Source organism: uncultured Microbacterium sp. (assembly GCF_937927635.1).
Taxonomy (GTDB): Bacteria; Actinomycetota; Actinomycetes; order Actinomycetales; family Microbacteriaceae; genus Microbacterium.
On the sequence record NZ_CALBRW010000023.1, the window covers coordinates 24,151 to 37,827 of the forward strand.

Annotated in this window: 12 protein-coding genes; 6 read left to right on the top strand and 6 right to left on the bottom strand. The window is 68.6% G+C overall.

Annotated elements, in window-relative coordinates; translation table 11 throughout:
- Positions 1 to 14: 14 nt before the first annotated feature.
- Entirely contained in the window at positions 15 to 1,811 is a 1,797-nt protein-coding gene (gene aspS / locus Q0568_RS11385) for an aspartate--tRNA ligase (protein ID WP_298866516.1), read from the top strand.
- Between the two features lie 124 nt (positions 1,812 to 1,935).
- Here aspS and Q0568_RS11390 read toward each other — a convergent pair whose 3' ends face one another.
- Positions 1,936 to 2,763: a TSUP family transporter gene (locus Q0568_RS11390; RefSeq protein ID WP_298866519.1), complete on the bottom strand. Its 828-nt coding sequence runs from the start codon at positions 2,761 to 2,763 to the stop codon at positions 1,936 to 1,938.
- A 177-nt stretch (positions 2,764 to 2,940) separates the two neighbouring features.
- Between Q0568_RS11390 and Q0568_RS11395 the strand changes: the two genes are divergently transcribed.
- From Q0568_RS11395 to Q0568_RS11410, 4 genes are read left to right on the top strand one after another with little or no spacing between them, the layout of a single operon-like run.
- Positions 2,941 to 4,083 (top strand): extracellular solute-binding protein, encoded by a 1,143-nt coding sequence (locus tag Q0568_RS11395; protein WP_298866521.1) that lies wholly within the window; start codon positions 2,941 to 2,943, stop codon positions 4,081 to 4,083.
- Positions 4,080 to 5,003 (top strand): ABC transporter permease, encoded by a 924-nt coding sequence (locus tag Q0568_RS11400; RefSeq protein WP_298866524.1) that lies wholly within the window; start codon positions 4,080 to 4,082, stop codon positions 5,001 to 5,003. Before Q0568_RS11395 ends, Q0568_RS11400 begins: the two co-directional genes overlap by 4 nt.
- Positions 5,000 to 5,797, top strand: coding sequence for an ABC transporter permease (locus Q0568_RS11405; RefSeq protein ID WP_298866525.1), 798 nt, complete (start codon positions 5,000 to 5,002; stop codon positions 5,795 to 5,797). Before Q0568_RS11400 ends, Q0568_RS11405 begins: the two co-directional genes overlap by 4 nt.
- Positions 5,794 to 6,879, top strand: coding sequence for an ABC transporter ATP-binding protein (locus Q0568_RS11410; protein ID WP_298866527.1), 1,086 nt, complete (start codon positions 5,794 to 5,796; stop codon positions 6,877 to 6,879). The genes Q0568_RS11405 and Q0568_RS11410 overlap by 4 nt, the downstream gene beginning before the upstream one ends.
- 67 nt (positions 6,880 to 6,946) lie before the next feature.
- Here the strand turns inward: Q0568_RS11410 and Q0568_RS11415 are convergent, their stop codons facing one another.
- Both Q0568_RS11415 and Q0568_RS11420 read right to left on the bottom strand, forming a co-directional pair.
- The gene (locus Q0568_RS11415) at positions 6,947 to 9,361 is read right to left on the bottom strand and encodes a DUF2156 domain-containing protein (protein ID WP_298866528.1); all 2,415 of its coding nucleotides are present in this window, start codon (positions 9,359 to 9,361) and stop codon (positions 6,947 to 6,949) included.
- On the bottom strand, positions 9,358 to 10,674 hold the full coding sequence (locus tag Q0568_RS11420; RefSeq protein WP_298866530.1) for an alpha/beta hydrolase-fold protein: 1,317 nt from the start codon (positions 10,672 to 10,674) through the stop codon (positions 9,358 to 9,360). Before Q0568_RS11420 ends, Q0568_RS11415 begins: the two co-directional genes overlap by 4 nt.
- 196 nt (positions 10,675 to 10,870) lie before the next feature.
- On the opposite strand from Q0568_RS11420, the gene Q0568_RS11425 reads away from it, so the two are divergent.
- Entirely contained in the window at positions 10,871 to 11,050 is a 180-nt protein-coding gene (locus Q0568_RS11425; protein WP_298866532.1) for a YegP family protein, read from the top strand.
- 57 nt (positions 11,051 to 11,107) lie between these two features.
- Here Q0568_RS11425 and Q0568_RS11430 read toward each other — a convergent pair whose 3' ends face one another.
- The 3 genes from Q0568_RS11430 to Q0568_RS11440 form a co-directional block, all read right to left on the bottom strand.
- Positions 11,108 to 11,863, bottom strand: a complete 756-nt coding sequence (locus tag Q0568_RS11430; protein WP_298866534.1) for an amino acid ABC transporter ATP-binding protein — start codon at positions 11,861 to 11,863, stop codon at positions 11,108 to 11,110.
- A complete protein-coding gene (locus Q0568_RS11435) occupies positions 11,860 to 12,600 on the bottom strand; it encodes an amino acid ABC transporter permease (protein ID WP_298866537.1) in 741 nt (246 codons plus the stop codon). Before Q0568_RS11435 ends, Q0568_RS11430 begins: the two co-directional genes overlap by 4 nt.
- A 70-nt stretch (positions 12,601 to 12,670) precedes the next feature.
- A complete protein-coding gene (locus Q0568_RS11440) occupies positions 12,671 to 13,492 on the bottom strand; it encodes a basic amino acid ABC transporter substrate-binding protein (RefSeq protein WP_298866539.1) in 822 nt (273 codons plus the stop codon).
- Between the last annotated feature and the right edge of the window lie 185 nt (positions 13,493 to 13,677).

Genomic DNA, 13,677 nt, shown 5'->3' on the forward strand with positions numbered 1-13,677 from the left:
AGAAGGAATCCTCCGTGCTTCGCACACACACGGCAGGCTCACTGCGAGCCGAGCACATCGGTCAGACCGTCACCCTCTCGGGTTGGGTCGATCGTCGCCGCGATCACGGAGGCGTGGCGTTCATCGATCTTCGCGATGCGTCCGGCATCGCGCAGGTCGTCATCCGCGACGAGGAGGTTGCGCACCCGCTGCGCAGCGAGTTCGTGCTGAAGGTCACCGGCACCGTCGAGCGCCGACCCGAGGGCAACGAGAACCCGAACCTGCCCACCGGCGAGATCGAGCTCATCGCGACCGACGTCGTGGTGCTGAACGAGTCGGCTCCCCTGCCCTTCCAGGTCTCCTCCGGCCTCGCCGAGAGCGACCCGATCGGCGAGGAGACCCGTCTCAAGCACCGCTACCTCGACCTGCGCCGCCCGGCTCCCGCCGCCGCCATGCGCCTGCGCTCGGACGTCTACAAGGCCATCCGCGACGAGCTGCACGGCCGCGACTTCACCGAGGTCGAGACCCCGACGCTCACCCGCTCCACGCCCGAGGGCGCCCGCGACTTCCTGGTGCCCGCTCGCCTGCGCCCCGGCAGCTGGTACGCGCTGCCGCAGTCCCCGCAGCTGTTCAAGCAGCTGCTGATGGTGGGCGGCATCGAGAAGTACTTCCAGATCGCGCGCTGCTACCGCGACGAGGACTTCCGCGCCGACCGCCAGCCGGAGTTCACGCAGCTCGACATCGAGATGAGCTTCGTCGAGCAGGAGGACATCATCGAGATGATGGAGTCCCTCATCGTCGCGATGTGGAAGACCATCGACGTCGACGTGCAGCTCCCTCTGCCGCGGATGACCTACGCCGACGCCATGGCCAAGTACGGCTCCGACAAGCCCGACCTGCGCTTCGGCCTGGAGCTGGTCGAGGCCACCTCGTACTTCTCCGAGACGCCCTTCCGCGTGTTCCAGTCGGAGTACGTCGGCGCGGTCCTCATGCCCGGCGGCGCCTCGCAGCCGCGCAAGACGCTGGATGCCTGGCAGGACTGGGCCAAGCAGCGCGGCGCGCGGGGGCTTGCATACGTGCTCTTCAACGAGGACGGCACGCTGGGCGGACCGGTCGCCAAGAACCTGTCCGAGGCCGAGCGCGAGGGCCTCGCGGCGCTGGTTGGCGCCAAGCCCGGCGACTGCGCGTTCTTCGCCGCCGGCTCCACGAAGGAGAGCCGGGCCCTGCTGGGCGCCGCGCGCGTGGAGATCGGCCGCCGCCTGAACCTGCTGAACCCCGACGAGTTCGCGTTCACCTGGGTGCTGGATGCCCCGATGTTCGAGCCGGCGGCGGATGCCGTGGCCTCGGGCGACGTGGCCGTCGGCGCCGGCGCGTGGACGGCCGTGCACCACGCGTTCACCGGCCCCAAGCCGGAGTTCGAGGACACGTTCGACACGGATCCGGCATCCGCTCTGGCCTATGCGTACGACATCGTCTGCAACGGCTCCGAGCTGGGCGGCGGCTCGATCCGCATCCACCGCGAGGACATCCAGAAGCGGGTCTTCAAGGTGATGGGAATCAGCGAGGAGCAGGCCGACGAGAAGTTCGGCTTCCTGCTGGATGCCTTCAAGTTCGGCGCCCCGCCGCACGGCGGGATCGCGCTGGGCATGGACCGCGTCATGCAGCACCTGACCAAGACCGACTCGATCCGCGAGGTGATCGCGTTCCCGAAGTCCGGCAACGGCTTCGACCCGCTCACCGAGGCGCCCGGCCCGATCACCCCCGAGCAGCGCGCCGAGGCCGGCGTGGACTTCGTCCCCGAGGACGAGGACGAGGAGCCCGCCGAGGCCTGAGCGCTCGAACCGCAGCCGCCGAGACCCCTCCTGACCGCCGAAACCCCTCGTGGGCGACGCGACTCAGGAGGGGTCTCGGCGCTGCGGAGGGGTCTCGGCGGAGGGCTGCGAGAATGCGTGAGGGTCAGCGCAGCGCGGCGAGGAACGGCTCGAGGTTCTCGTTCCACACGTCCACGCCGAGCTTGCCGATCAGACCCACCACCACGATCAGGAACACCACGCGGATGAACGTGGAGCCGCGGGCGATGGCCATCCGCGAACCCAGGTAACTGCCGGCCACATTCGCCACCGCCAGGATCGCCCCGAACAGCCAGAGCACCGCGCCATGCGGGATGAACAGCAGCAGCGCGCCGAGGTTCGTGGCCAGGTTCACGATCTTGGCCTTGGCGCTGGACTGCAGGAAGTCGTAGCCCAGCAGCGCCACGAGCGTGATCACCAGGAACGTGCCTGTGCCCGGCCCGATCAGCCCGTCGTAGAACCCGATCACCAGCCCGATCGCCCCGGCCGTGATGTGGTGCCTTCGACCCTGGTAGCGCAGCTTCGTCGCGGCCCCGAGCTCGGGCCGGAAGAACGTGAAGATCGCGACTGCCAGCAGCGCGATCACGATGATGGGTTTGAAGGCGGATGCCGGCAGCACGATCGCCACGGCCGCTCCACCGAACGATCCCGCCAGCGCGATGACCACCATCGGTATGGCCGTGCGCAGGTCGGGTTTCGCACGCCGGTAATAGGTCACGGCGGATGTCGTCGTCCCGAAGACTCCGGCGAGCTTGTTGGTGGCCAGCGCCTGCACCGGAAGGATGCCGGGGATCAGCAGCAGCGCCGGCAGCTGCAGCAGCCCGCCGCCGCCCACCACCGCGTCGATCCAGCCGGCGCCGAAGGCGGCCACGACGATGAGCACGAGCATGCCCCAGGTGAGCTGTTCGAGACCGAGGAGCGTTCCGATGTCCATCAGCTATCAGGATGCCAGACGCACGACTCCCCACTCTCCACGCCCCGAAATGCGAGACTCCGGGGCACACAGTCCGATAACCTCGCGTTAACCGGCCGAGCCCCGGGACGTCACCGGAGACGCATAGCGTTCCTCCCGTTCCCGACCCGGCACCGACCGGAGATCCGAGAGGAAGACATGGCAATCAACACCCGCCGCGCGCGCCTGGGCGCCGGCATCGCACTGGCCACGGCCGCGGCACTGCTGCTCACATCGTGCTCGGGCGCCACGACCGACGGCGGCTCCGACGGCGGCGACGCGCCCAAGGCGGCCACCGCGACCTCCGTCACAGACTTCGGCTCGTTCGCGGATCTCGAGGCCGCGGCGAAGAAGGAGGGGCAGCTGAACGTCATCGCCCTCCCGCACGACTGGGCCAATTACGGCGCCATCCTCGACGCGTTCAAGAAGAAGTACCCCGAGATCACCATCAACGAGCAGTCGCCCGACGTCTCCAGCGCCGAGGAGATCCAGGCGGCCAAGACCAACAAGGGCCTGGACACCGCCCCCGACGTGTTCGACCTGGGCCTGGCCGTCGCGCTGGCGAACACCGACGTGTTCGCCCCCTACAAGGTGCAGACCTGGGACGACATCCCCGCCGAGCTGAAGGAGTCCACCGGGCTCTTCGTGGGCGACTACGGCGGGTACATGTCCATCGGCTACGACTCCTCGAAGTTCCCCGAGCCGAAGAGCCTCGACGACCTGAAGAGCTCGAAGTTCAAGGGCTCCGTCGCGATCAACGGCGACCCCACGCAGGCCGGCGCGGCCTTCGCCGCCATCGGCCTGGCCACCGTGCAGTCCGACGGCACACTGGACGACTTCCAGCCCGGGATCGACTACTTCGCCGAGCTGCAGAAGTCCGGCAACTTCCTGAAGGTCGACCCGACCCCGGCCACCGTGGCCAGCGGCGAGACCCCGGTCGTGTTCGACTGGGACTACCTGAACGCCGCCTACTCCAAGGACGTCAAGAACTGGAAGGTGACCGTCCTGCCCGGAGTCGGCTACGCCGGCTACTACAACCAGGCCATCAACAAGGATGCCTCTCACCCGGCCGCCGCCCGCCTGTGGCAGGAGTTCCTGTACAGCGACGAGGGCCAGAACCTGTACCTGGGCGGCGGCGCGCGTCCGGCCCGCATGGAGGCCATGACCACCGCCGGCACGATCGACGCCAAGCTGGCGGCCACGCTCCCGAAGGTGCCGGAGAAGACGGTCGTGCCCACCGAGAAGCAGAGCACCGACGCCGGCAAGCTGCTCGGCGAGAAGTGGGCGGCGGCGATCCAGTGACGACCGCCGTCACCGCGGGGGCGGATGCTTCGGCATCCGCCCCCGTTCCCGCACTCGCCGGAACGGCTCGGCGCAGTGCATCCTGGGCGTGGCTGGGGCTGACCCCGTTCGCCGCCTACGTGCTGCTGTTCCTGGCTCTGCCGACCGTGCTGGCCATCGGCAGCGGGTTCTTCACGAAGACCGGCGCATTCACCTGGAGCAACCTGTCGGCTCTCACCGACCCGGTGGTGCTGGAGACATTCGCCAACTCCGCCTGGGTGTCCCTGCTCACGGCCGTCGCCGGCGCCGTCGCCGGCGCCCTGGTCTGCTACGCCATGCTGGGCCTGAACCCCGAGGGAGCCATCCGCCAGTCGGTGGATGCCGCCTCCGGAGTGCTCGCGCAGTTCGGCGGCGTGATGCTGGCCTTCGCATTCATCTCGACCATCGGCATCCAGGGCGTGATCACCGTGCTGCTGAAGGACGCGTTCGGGATCAACATCTTCGCCGAGGGCAACTGGATCTACGAGGTCCCGGGACTCCTCCTGCCCTACATCTACTTCCAGGTCCCCCTGATGGTGATCACGTTCATGCCCGCCCTCGCCGCGCTCAAGCCGCAGTGGGCCGAGGCCAACGCCACCCTGGGCGGCACCCGCCGCAGCTTCTGGATGCAGATCGGGTTCCCCGTGCTGGCTCCGTCGTTCCTGGCCAGCCTGCTGCTGCTGTTCGCCAACGCGTTCTCGTCGTACGCGACAGCCGCCGCGCTCATCAGCCAGGGCTCGCAGATCGTGCCGCTGCAGATCCGCGCGGCGCTCACCAGCGAGACGGTGCTGGGCCGTGAGAACCTGGCCGGCGCGCTGGCGCTGGGCATGATCATCGTGGTCGGCATCGTGATGGCCGTCTACTCGCTCATCCAGCGCCGGGCTGCGAGGTGGCAGGCATGAACGCGCTCGCCCCCTCTCGCCTCACGCGCTGGATCGTCGGCATCCTCGTCGGCGCGTTCTTCGCCATCCCGCTCATCTCGACGTTCCTGTACACGCTGCGCGACGACAAGAAGGGCGGCTACTCGCTCGTGCACTGGGCGGCACTGTTCGATCCGGCGTCTGCGAGCATGATCAAGCCCATCTGGACTGGCCTGGGCAACTCGCTCGTGCTGTCGGTGGTGACGGTCGTGATCGTGCTGGTGCTGCTGGCGCCGACCATGATCCTGGTGCACCTGCGCTTCCCGAAACTGCGGCAGTACTTCGAGTTCCTGGCGCTGCTGCCCATCTCGATCCCCGCCATCGTGCTGGTGGTCGGCCTCTCGCCGATCTACCTGCAGATCGCGCGGATGATGGGCACCGGCACGTGGACCCTGGCCTTCGCGTACGGCATCACCGTGCTGCCGTTCGCGTACCGCGCCATCCAGGCATCCATCGACGCGGCCGACCTTCGCACCCTCGCCGAGGCCGCGCGCACCCTGGGCGCGAACTGGTTCAGCGTGGTCGTCAAGGTGCTCGCACCCAACATCCGTCAGGGTCTGCTGGCGGCATCCCTCATCTCGGTGGCCGTGGTGCTGGGCGAGTTCACGATCGCCTCGCTGCTGAACCGGCAGGTCTTCCAGACCGCCATGGTCGTCGTCCGCAACCAGGACCCGTACCTGCCCGCCATCTTCACTCTGCTGGCGCTGCTGCTCGTGTTCGTCCTGCTGCTCATCATCGGCCGCGCCGCGCGCGGCACGCGAAAGGCCCGCTCATGACCACTCCCCTTCCCGCCACGCAGGACAACGCGCTGCTCGCCGATGCCGGCGAGGGCACCGCCGTGCAGCTGCAGGCCATCGTGAAGAGCTACGGCGGCAGCACCGTGCTGCACGGCATCGATCTCGACATCGCCCCCGGCGAGTTCGTCTCGCTGCTCGGCCCGTCCGGCTGCGGAAAGACCACTCTGCTGCGAGTGCTCGCGGGGCTGGAGGGCTCCGACGCCGGCGTCGTGCTCCTGGGCGGTCACGACGTCTCGCGGGTGCCCACCAACAAGCGCGACATCGGCATGGTGTTCCAGTCGTACTCGCTGTTCCCGCACCTGCGCGTCACCGAGAACACCGCCTTCGGCCTGCGTCGACGCGGAGTAGGGAGAGCGGATGCCGCCAAGCGCGCCCTCGACGCGCTGGCGCTGGTGGGGCTCGAGGAGCACGCCGGCAAGTTCCCGCACCAGCTCTCCGGCGGACAGCAGCAGCGCGTGGCACTGGCCCGAGCGCTGGTCACCGAGCCCAAGGTGCTGCTGCTGGACGAGCCGCTCTCGGCGCTGGATGCCAAGGTGCGCGTGCAGCTGCGCGACGAGATCCGCCGCATCCAGCTGCGCCTGGGCATCACCACGGTGTTCGTCACGCACGACCAGGAGGAGGCACTGGCCGTCTCCGACCGGATCGCCGTGATGAACGAGGGCCGCATCGAGCAGATCGGCACGCCCGAGGAGCTGTACGGCACGCCCGCCACGGCATCCGTGGCGGCGTTCGTCGGCCTCTCCAGCATCGTCGCGGGCACCGCCGACGGCGCGGAGGTGGAGGTCTGGGGACGGCGCCTGCCCCTGCAGACGCCGTCGTCCGGCCCGGTGGACGTCTACCTGCGCCCCGAGAACGTCGCCTTCGCCGAAGGAGCGGATGCCGACGCCCGCGGCACCGTGGAGCAGTCCACGTTCCTGGGCAGCATCCGCCGCACCGTGGTGCGCACCGACGCCGGCGAGCACGTCACCGTGCAGCATTCCCCCCGGATCCGCCCGGAGTTCGGGGATGCCGTCGGCATCCGCCTGCTGCCCGAACCCGTCGCCGCGCGGCCGCACGACTGAGACGACGCCCCTTTGGCAGGCTCAGGGAGCCAGCCACGGGCTGCTGAGCCCGTCGAAGCACCGGGGCTCAGTCGCGCAGGGTGCGCGCCAGTGCGACATACTCCGACGGCGTGACATGCGGCAGGTAGGCGCGGGCGATGGCCATGCCGATCGCCGGCAGCTGCGCGGCATCGGGATAGGCCATGTGCATGGCCAGCCGGTCGGGGTGGAACTTCGCCTTGAAGCTCAGCAGCGACCGGAACCCGTAGGCGGGCTCCAGCACGCCGCCGAGCCAGGTCAGCAGCCCCAGCATCCCCTGCGTGCGCCCGTCCGAGGCATCCGCCTGAACGGTCTGCGCGAGCGGAGCGCCGGACAGGCTCATGAACGCCAGTCCCTCGGCCTTCATCCGCAGTGCGGCGGACGCCAGCAGGAACTCCATCACGCCCGGCATCGAGCCATCCGCCCGGCGCATGAAGTCCAGCGTCCAGCCGACCAGCTCGCCGCCCTCGTGCACGGGCAGCCAGCTGGTGATGGCCTGCAGCTCGCCCTGCGGACCGATGGCGATCATCAGCGCCGTGTCAGGATCGCGCAGCTCCTCCACACCGCCCAGTGTGAAGCCCATCTCGGGCAGTGCCTTCTCGGCGATCCACTGCTCGCTGAGTGCGTCCAGCTGCACCGACATGCCCGGTGTCAGGTCGACCCAGCGCGTCCACTCCGCGTGCAGGCCGTCCCGGTCGGCGCGCCGGTACGGCTGGCGCACCTTCGCCCACGCCTTGCCGTCCAGCGAGAAGCGCTCCAGCGGCACCACGGTCTCCTCGGCCACGGGCATGTCCGACCAGCCCAGTGCTCGGGTGCTGCGCAGCGTATCGTCGTGCACGCTGTACAGCACGGGCGAGAGTCCCTGCCGATCGCAATGGTCCACGAAGCCGCGCACCACGGCATCCGCATCCTCTCCCACCGGATCCCCGACGCTGATGGCGAAGCCCGACACCACGCGGTACGCGATGCCGCCGCGGCCGTCGGGCGTGAACCAGTGCCGGTTGCCCTCCCAGGTGCCCAGGAACCCCATGGTGCCGCTGTGCACGCGCAGCAGCCCGCGGTAGCGCTCGTCGTCCACGCTCTCCGGCGCCCTCGCCGGGCTCCGCAGCAGTCGCATCATCGCCACGATGAACACAGCCCAGAACACCGGGCCGATGGCCTGTCGGGCGATGTTCGCGATGCCAGCGATGCGATGCACGACGTGCGCATGCGCGAAGCCCGCAGGCAGGAACCGTCGCAGCGCGTCCAGGGCGCTGGTGAGCGGTTCGACGCCGGACGACACGACCATCGCGATGTCGGCGCCCGCCAGCACGACCAGTGTCAGCACAGTCGTGACGGCCAAGCGCCTGCCCGCACCGCGCTCCGCGCGCACGCCGAAACGCCGGCGGGTGAGCACCAGCAGCACGCAGACGGCCAGCGGCACCACGATGCCCACCACGGCGAACCCGGGGAAGTACCGATCGATGACCGCCAGCTCCACCGGATGCCGCAGATCGTCGCTGCCGATGCTGATCGCGGCCAGCACCGCCACGATGAGGTTCACCGCGACAGCCAGCAGCAGCGCAGCCCGGCGCCCTGCACGCAGGCCGATAGCGGCGACGACGGCGAGTACGAGCGGCACCAGGCTCATCAGCAGCGGCCCGAAGCCTGCGGCGAATCCACCACCGACCCCGACCGCGCAGTGATCCGAGAGCCTCGTGCCGCAGCGCGTGAGCAGGGCATCGACGCCCGCACCGCGCAGGCCCTGCACGAGAGGGGACAGCGGGCCGACGCCCCGACCGGTGATCAGCACGACCAGCGGGCCGATGCCGGTGACCGCGACGACGGCCGCGACCAGGGTGCGGACCTCGCCGAACGAGCTGCGGCGCCAGGGGACGTGGACCCGGCCTCGTGCGAAAAGGGCGCCGGCGACCAGGCCGATGACGGCCGCGCACAGTCGGTACACACTGTCGATGTCGCCGCTGTACAGCGTGAACATGATCAGCGCAGACAGGCCCAGCAACCGGATCCGCCTGCGCCACAGCACGGGCGCGAAGGCGCTGGCCACCATGGCCGCACCGACCACGCCGACGGCGGGATCGAGCACCTCGCGCGAGATCCGAGCCCAGGCCGCGCCCTGCTCGGTCGACAGGTCCTGCACCCCCACGCCGGCCAGCATCGCCGGGATGCCGGTGCCGAGGAACGCGACCACCGTGCGCCAGGACCCGAGCAGTCGCTCGGCATATGCCAGGCCCACCGCCGCGAGGACCACCGTCAGGACCAGTTCGATGACGGAGTCCGGCACGATCAGCGCGGTCAGCGGCGTCCACCACTGTCCCGCCTCGAGGCCCTCCGGGCTGACGGAGAGCCGCTCGGCATGCGCGCCCCGCAGCGTGCCGAAGGCCAGGCCGGTGAGCGTGATCAGCAGGCAGAAGCCCACGGTGACGGGGTGCGCGCGCAGCATCCGCAGCAGGCGGACCCTCATGGCTGGAGCCCCCAGAGCGGCGCGAGCACCCGCAGCCCCTCGTCGAGGCCGCCGGACAGCGCGGGTCCGACATGCCCGGCGCCGGGCACGGCGTAGTAGGTGGTGCTGAATCCGGCGGCCTTTGCGAGCTCGGCCGCATGCTGCGCGTGCGGTCCGTAGACGTGATCGGAGCCGCCGGCGGTGAACACCGCCGTGCGCCCCGCGTAGGCGCCGGGGTGCGCGGCCAGCACGCTGGCGGGCTTGTTGGCGTCGAACGCCGCCCTGTCTCCGCCGAACACCAGGCTCACCACCGGCTTCGGACTCTCCATGCCCGGCCACTCCTCGCCGGAGATGTCCAGCAGCGACCCCCAGATCTCGGGATGCTGCGCGCCGTACAGGAACGAGCACGCCCCGCCGTTGGAGTATCCGCTGATGGTCCAGTTCGCGGGTCCCGGCAGCACGCGCAGGTGAGTGCGGATCCAGTTCGGGATGTCGACGTTGAAGTACGTGTTCACGCCGCCGAACGCCTTCGAGTCCGCGCATCCGGGATTCTGCCGCGACGATCCCAGCTGGTCCGCGACGATCACGATGGGGCCCAGTCCGTCGTGCTTCGCGGCGTACGCGTCGACGGCCGTCTTGATGGCGGTGGGGGTGGGGCTCCCGGGCAGGCCCATCATCTGCACCATCACGGGCAGCGCCGGCGGATCCTTCACGAGAGCCGCCGGCGGCAGGTAGATCGATGCGTCGCGCGGCACGAACCCGGCCGTGGAGGGGATGCGCTGCGCACCGGACAGCTGCCTCACCTCGCCCTGGCGCGGCATGTCTGCCGGAGCCTTCCAGGTGGCGTACAGCGGCTGGGGGTCGGCAGAAGCGGTGGGCGTCGCCAGGGGCTTCGGCAGCGCCCCGACGGGCGCCAGCGTCGAGATCTCCAGCAGGTCGCCGAGATTGCGATCCAGCCCGAAGGCCGCGTTGATGCCGAGGGTCGCCGAGACCAGCGCGAAGACGATGGTGAGCACCGCCGTGATCTTGCGCAGCGCCTTCGAGTCCCACAGGCTCACGATTCCCAGCGCGACCGCGGCGAAACCGCCTGCCGCCCACCACTTGACCTGTCCGGGCAGCGGCGTGCCGAAGGCGTCCACGGCATCCAGCATCCAGTTCAGCGCCAATCCCAGTGCGCTGCCGACCGCGATGGCCAGCACGGCGCGCAACAGGCGGCGGGGCGTGTAGCGCCGCACGAGAAGGATGGCCACGCACAGCGCGGTGATGCCCCACGCGGTCCACGGCACCGGCCCCGCGAGGATGTCCGCATTCAGCACCCAGTTCAGCATCCGCATTTCCCGTCCCACTCGGGGAGCGCCCCGGCCTGCCAATGCTAGGACTCGCCGGCTTCGAGCCGGCCACGAGCGAGCTATGCGAATGCTGATGGTCGCGGGTTCGGCGCGGATTGCCCCTTCCCGGCGGTCGCGACCGCGTATTAGCGTGATGCCAGGAGGGCGATGACGCCCCGAACCCTCAGGGAGAGGAATCGACATGGCTGGCAAGTACGAGCTGTATCAGGACAAGGGCGGCGACTGGCGGTTCCGCCTGAAGGCCGGCAACGGAGAGGTCATCGCCACGGGCCAGGGCTACTCGTCGAAGTCCGGAGCGCTGAACGGCATCGACTCGGTGCGCCGCAACGCCGACTCCGACGTCGTCGAAGTCGAGCACTGACATGCGAGAAGGGTGGGATGCCGTGGCATCCCACCCTTCTTCGCGTCTGCGGCCCGGTCAGAGCACGCGCGACAGGAAGTCCTGCGTGCGCGGATGCTGGGGGTTGGCCAGCACCTCGCGCGGGTCGCCCTGCTCGAGGATGTGCCCGCCGTCCATGAAGATCAGCCGGGAGCCGACCTCGCGGGCGAAGCCCATCTCGTGCGTGACCACCAGCATGGTCATGCCCTCGTCGGCCAGCTGCCGCATCACCTGCAGCACCTCGCCGACCAGCTCGGGGTCCAGCGCCGACGTGGGCTCGTCGAAGAGCATCATGTCGGGGTTCATGCACAGCGCGCGTGCGATGGCCACGCGCTGCTGCTGCCCTCCGGAGAGGTGGCTGGGATAGGCATCCGCCTTCTCGGCCAGCCCGACCCGGCCCAGCATCTCCCGCGCGACCTTCTCGGCCTCGGCCTTGCCGCGCTTCTTCACCTGTCGCTGGGCGATGGTGAGGTTGCCCAGCACGCTCATGTGCGGGAACAGGTTGAACTGCTGGAACACCATGCCGATGCGCTGGCGCACCCGGTCGAGGTCGGTGTCCTCGTCGACGACGTCGATGCCCTCGATGAAGATGTGCCCGCCGGTGGGCTGCTCGAGCAGGTTCACCGAACGCAGCAGCGTCGACTTGCCGGAGCCCGACGGCCCGATGATGCAGACGACCTCGCCCGCCACCACCGTCAGGTCGATGCCCTTGAGCACCTCGTTGTCACCGTAGTGCTTGACCAGCCCTTGGATGTCGATCGCCGGGGCGTGGACATCGATCAGATCCGTGCTCATCTCTCCCTCGCCATCCGCCGCTCCAGCCACGCGGTCAAGCGTGTCAGCGGAATCGTCACGACCAGATACAGGAGCGCCGCCATCACCATCGGAGTCGCGTTCGCGTAGGTCGACAGACCGTTGCGCGCATATGTCGTCAGCTCATACGTCAGCGGCGTCGCTCCCGCGATGAAGAACAGCGACGTGTCCTTCAGCAGCAGCACGAACTCGTTGGTGAGCGGCGGGATGATGATGCGGAACCCCTGCGGGAGCACGATGAAGAACATCGTCTTCATCGACGACATGCCGAGAGACCGCGAAGCCTCCGTCTGCCCCTTCGGCACGGCCTGGATGCCGGCCCTGATGGTCTCAGCCATGTACGCGGAGGACACGACGATCAGTGCGAGCGTCGCCGCGCCGACGGGTCCACCGGGAATCTTGACCTTCAGAGCGATCGGCAGCATGAGTGCGAAGCCGAAGATCGTCATCAGCGCCGGGATGCCGCGGAAGAACTCGATCCAGATCGTCGCCGCCCAGCGGAACGGCGGGATGCTGCTGAGCTTCATCAGCGCCAGGATGATCGCGAGGATGAGGCCACCGGTGAACGACTCGATCGTGAACAGCAGGGTGTTCTTCAACCCGACGGTGATGATGCCGGGCAGCATCTTCATCGCGACCTCGGGATTCGCGAACTGCGTTGCGACCGTCGGCCAGTCGGTGGCGAGCACCGCCCAGACGATCAGCGCGATGATCACCACATAGATGGTGTAGTGATAGACCCGTGTTCGGGTCCGCTTTCTCAAAGCCATTTCTGCGTGCCTGCGCCGATCAGTTGGCCGTGAAGTACTTGTCGTAGATCGTCTTGTACTCGCCGTCGTCCTTGAGCGCCTTCAGCTCCTTGTTGATGGCCTCGCGCAGTTCGGTCTTCTGCCCCTTCGCGAACGCGAAGCCGTAGCTCTCGTCCGTGTTGTACGTCTCGACGATCTTGTAGCTCTTGTCAGCCTTCTCGTGCTCGACGTTGACCGGCTGGTCCTGCAGGATCGCGTCGATCTGCCCGCCCTGAAGAGCCGGCCAGAGCACGCCGTCGTCGGAGTACTGCACGAGGTTGGCGCCCTTCGCGTGCTCCTTCGCGTAGTTCTCACCCGTGGTGCCCTGCTGCACTCCGACGTTCTTGCCCGAGAGATCGTTGATGCTCTTGATCCCCGAGTCCGCCTTCACCAGCAGCGACTGCAGCGAGTCGTAGTAGGGGTCGGAGAAGTCGATGTTCTTCTTGCGCTCGTCGGTGATCGTCATCGCGGAAGCACCCATGTCGCACTGGCCCGCAAGCAGCGCGGCGCCGGACTGCAGAGTGTCGAAGTTCGTCACCTGGAACTGCACCTTCAGGTCGAGCTTCTTCGCGATGGCGGTGAGCAGATCGACATCGAATCCGGTGTACTGGCCGGAGCCGGTGGTCTCCTCGTACTCGAAGGGCTTGTAGGGGATGTCCGAGCAGACCGTGATCTGTCCGGACTGCACGAGGCCGTAGTCCGGGCCCGACGCCGCCTTGCTGGGCGTGTCCGTGCCCGAGCCCGGGTCGCTGGCGCAGCCGGTGAGCGCGATGGCGGCGGCCGCGACGACAGCGAGGCCTGCGAGAAGGGGACGACGGTTCATGGTCACTCCAATGTGACGGGCGATACGCCCGGGAACGGGTTTGGGATTCATCTTGACATGAGGGGGCTTCGCCCACCAACGTATGGCGATGGCTCGTGATCACAGTTGAGTTTCGACTATGCACATTTGTATGAAGCACTATGGACAGAAGTCGTGAACTCTGCTGAGTTCTGCTGATCACAACT

Excerpts from the sequence above, each read along its gene's own strand:
- Q0568_RS11410 (WP_298866527.1), top strand. The coding sequence starts at position 5,794 with ATGACCACTCCCCTTCCCGCCACGCAGGACAACGCGCTGCTCGCCGAT.
- Q0568_RS11395 (WP_298866521.1), top strand. The coding sequence starts at position 2,941 with ATGGCAATCAACACCCGCCGCGCGCGCCTGGGCGCCGGCATCGCACTG.
- Q0568_RS11425 (WP_298866532.1), top strand. The coding sequence starts at position 10,871 with ATGGCTGGCAAGTACGAGCTGTATCAGGACAAGGGCGGCGACTGGCGG.
- Q0568_RS11415 (WP_298866528.1), bottom strand. The coding sequence starts at position 9,361 with ATGAGGGTCCGCCTGCTGCGGATGCTGCGCGCGCACCCCGTCACCGTG.
- Q0568_RS11430 (WP_298866534.1), bottom strand. The coding sequence starts at position 11,863 with ATGAGCACGGATCTGATCGATGTCCACGCCCCGGCGATCGACATCCAA.
- Q0568_RS11405 (WP_298866525.1), top strand. The coding sequence starts at position 5,000 with ATGAACGCGCTCGCCCCCTCTCGCCTCACGCGCTGGATCGTCGGCATC.
- Q0568_RS11420 (WP_298866530.1), bottom strand. The coding sequence starts at position 10,674 with ATGCGGATGCTGAACTGGGTGCTGAATGCGGACATCCTCGCGGGGCCG.
- Q0568_RS11390 (WP_298866519.1), bottom strand. The coding sequence starts at position 2,763 with ATGGACATCGGAACGCTCCTCGGTCTCGAACAGCTCACCTGGGGCATG.
- Q0568_RS11440 (WP_298866539.1), bottom strand. The coding sequence starts at position 13,492 with ATGAACCGTCGTCCCCTTCTCGCAGGCCTCGCTGTCGTCGCGGCCGCC.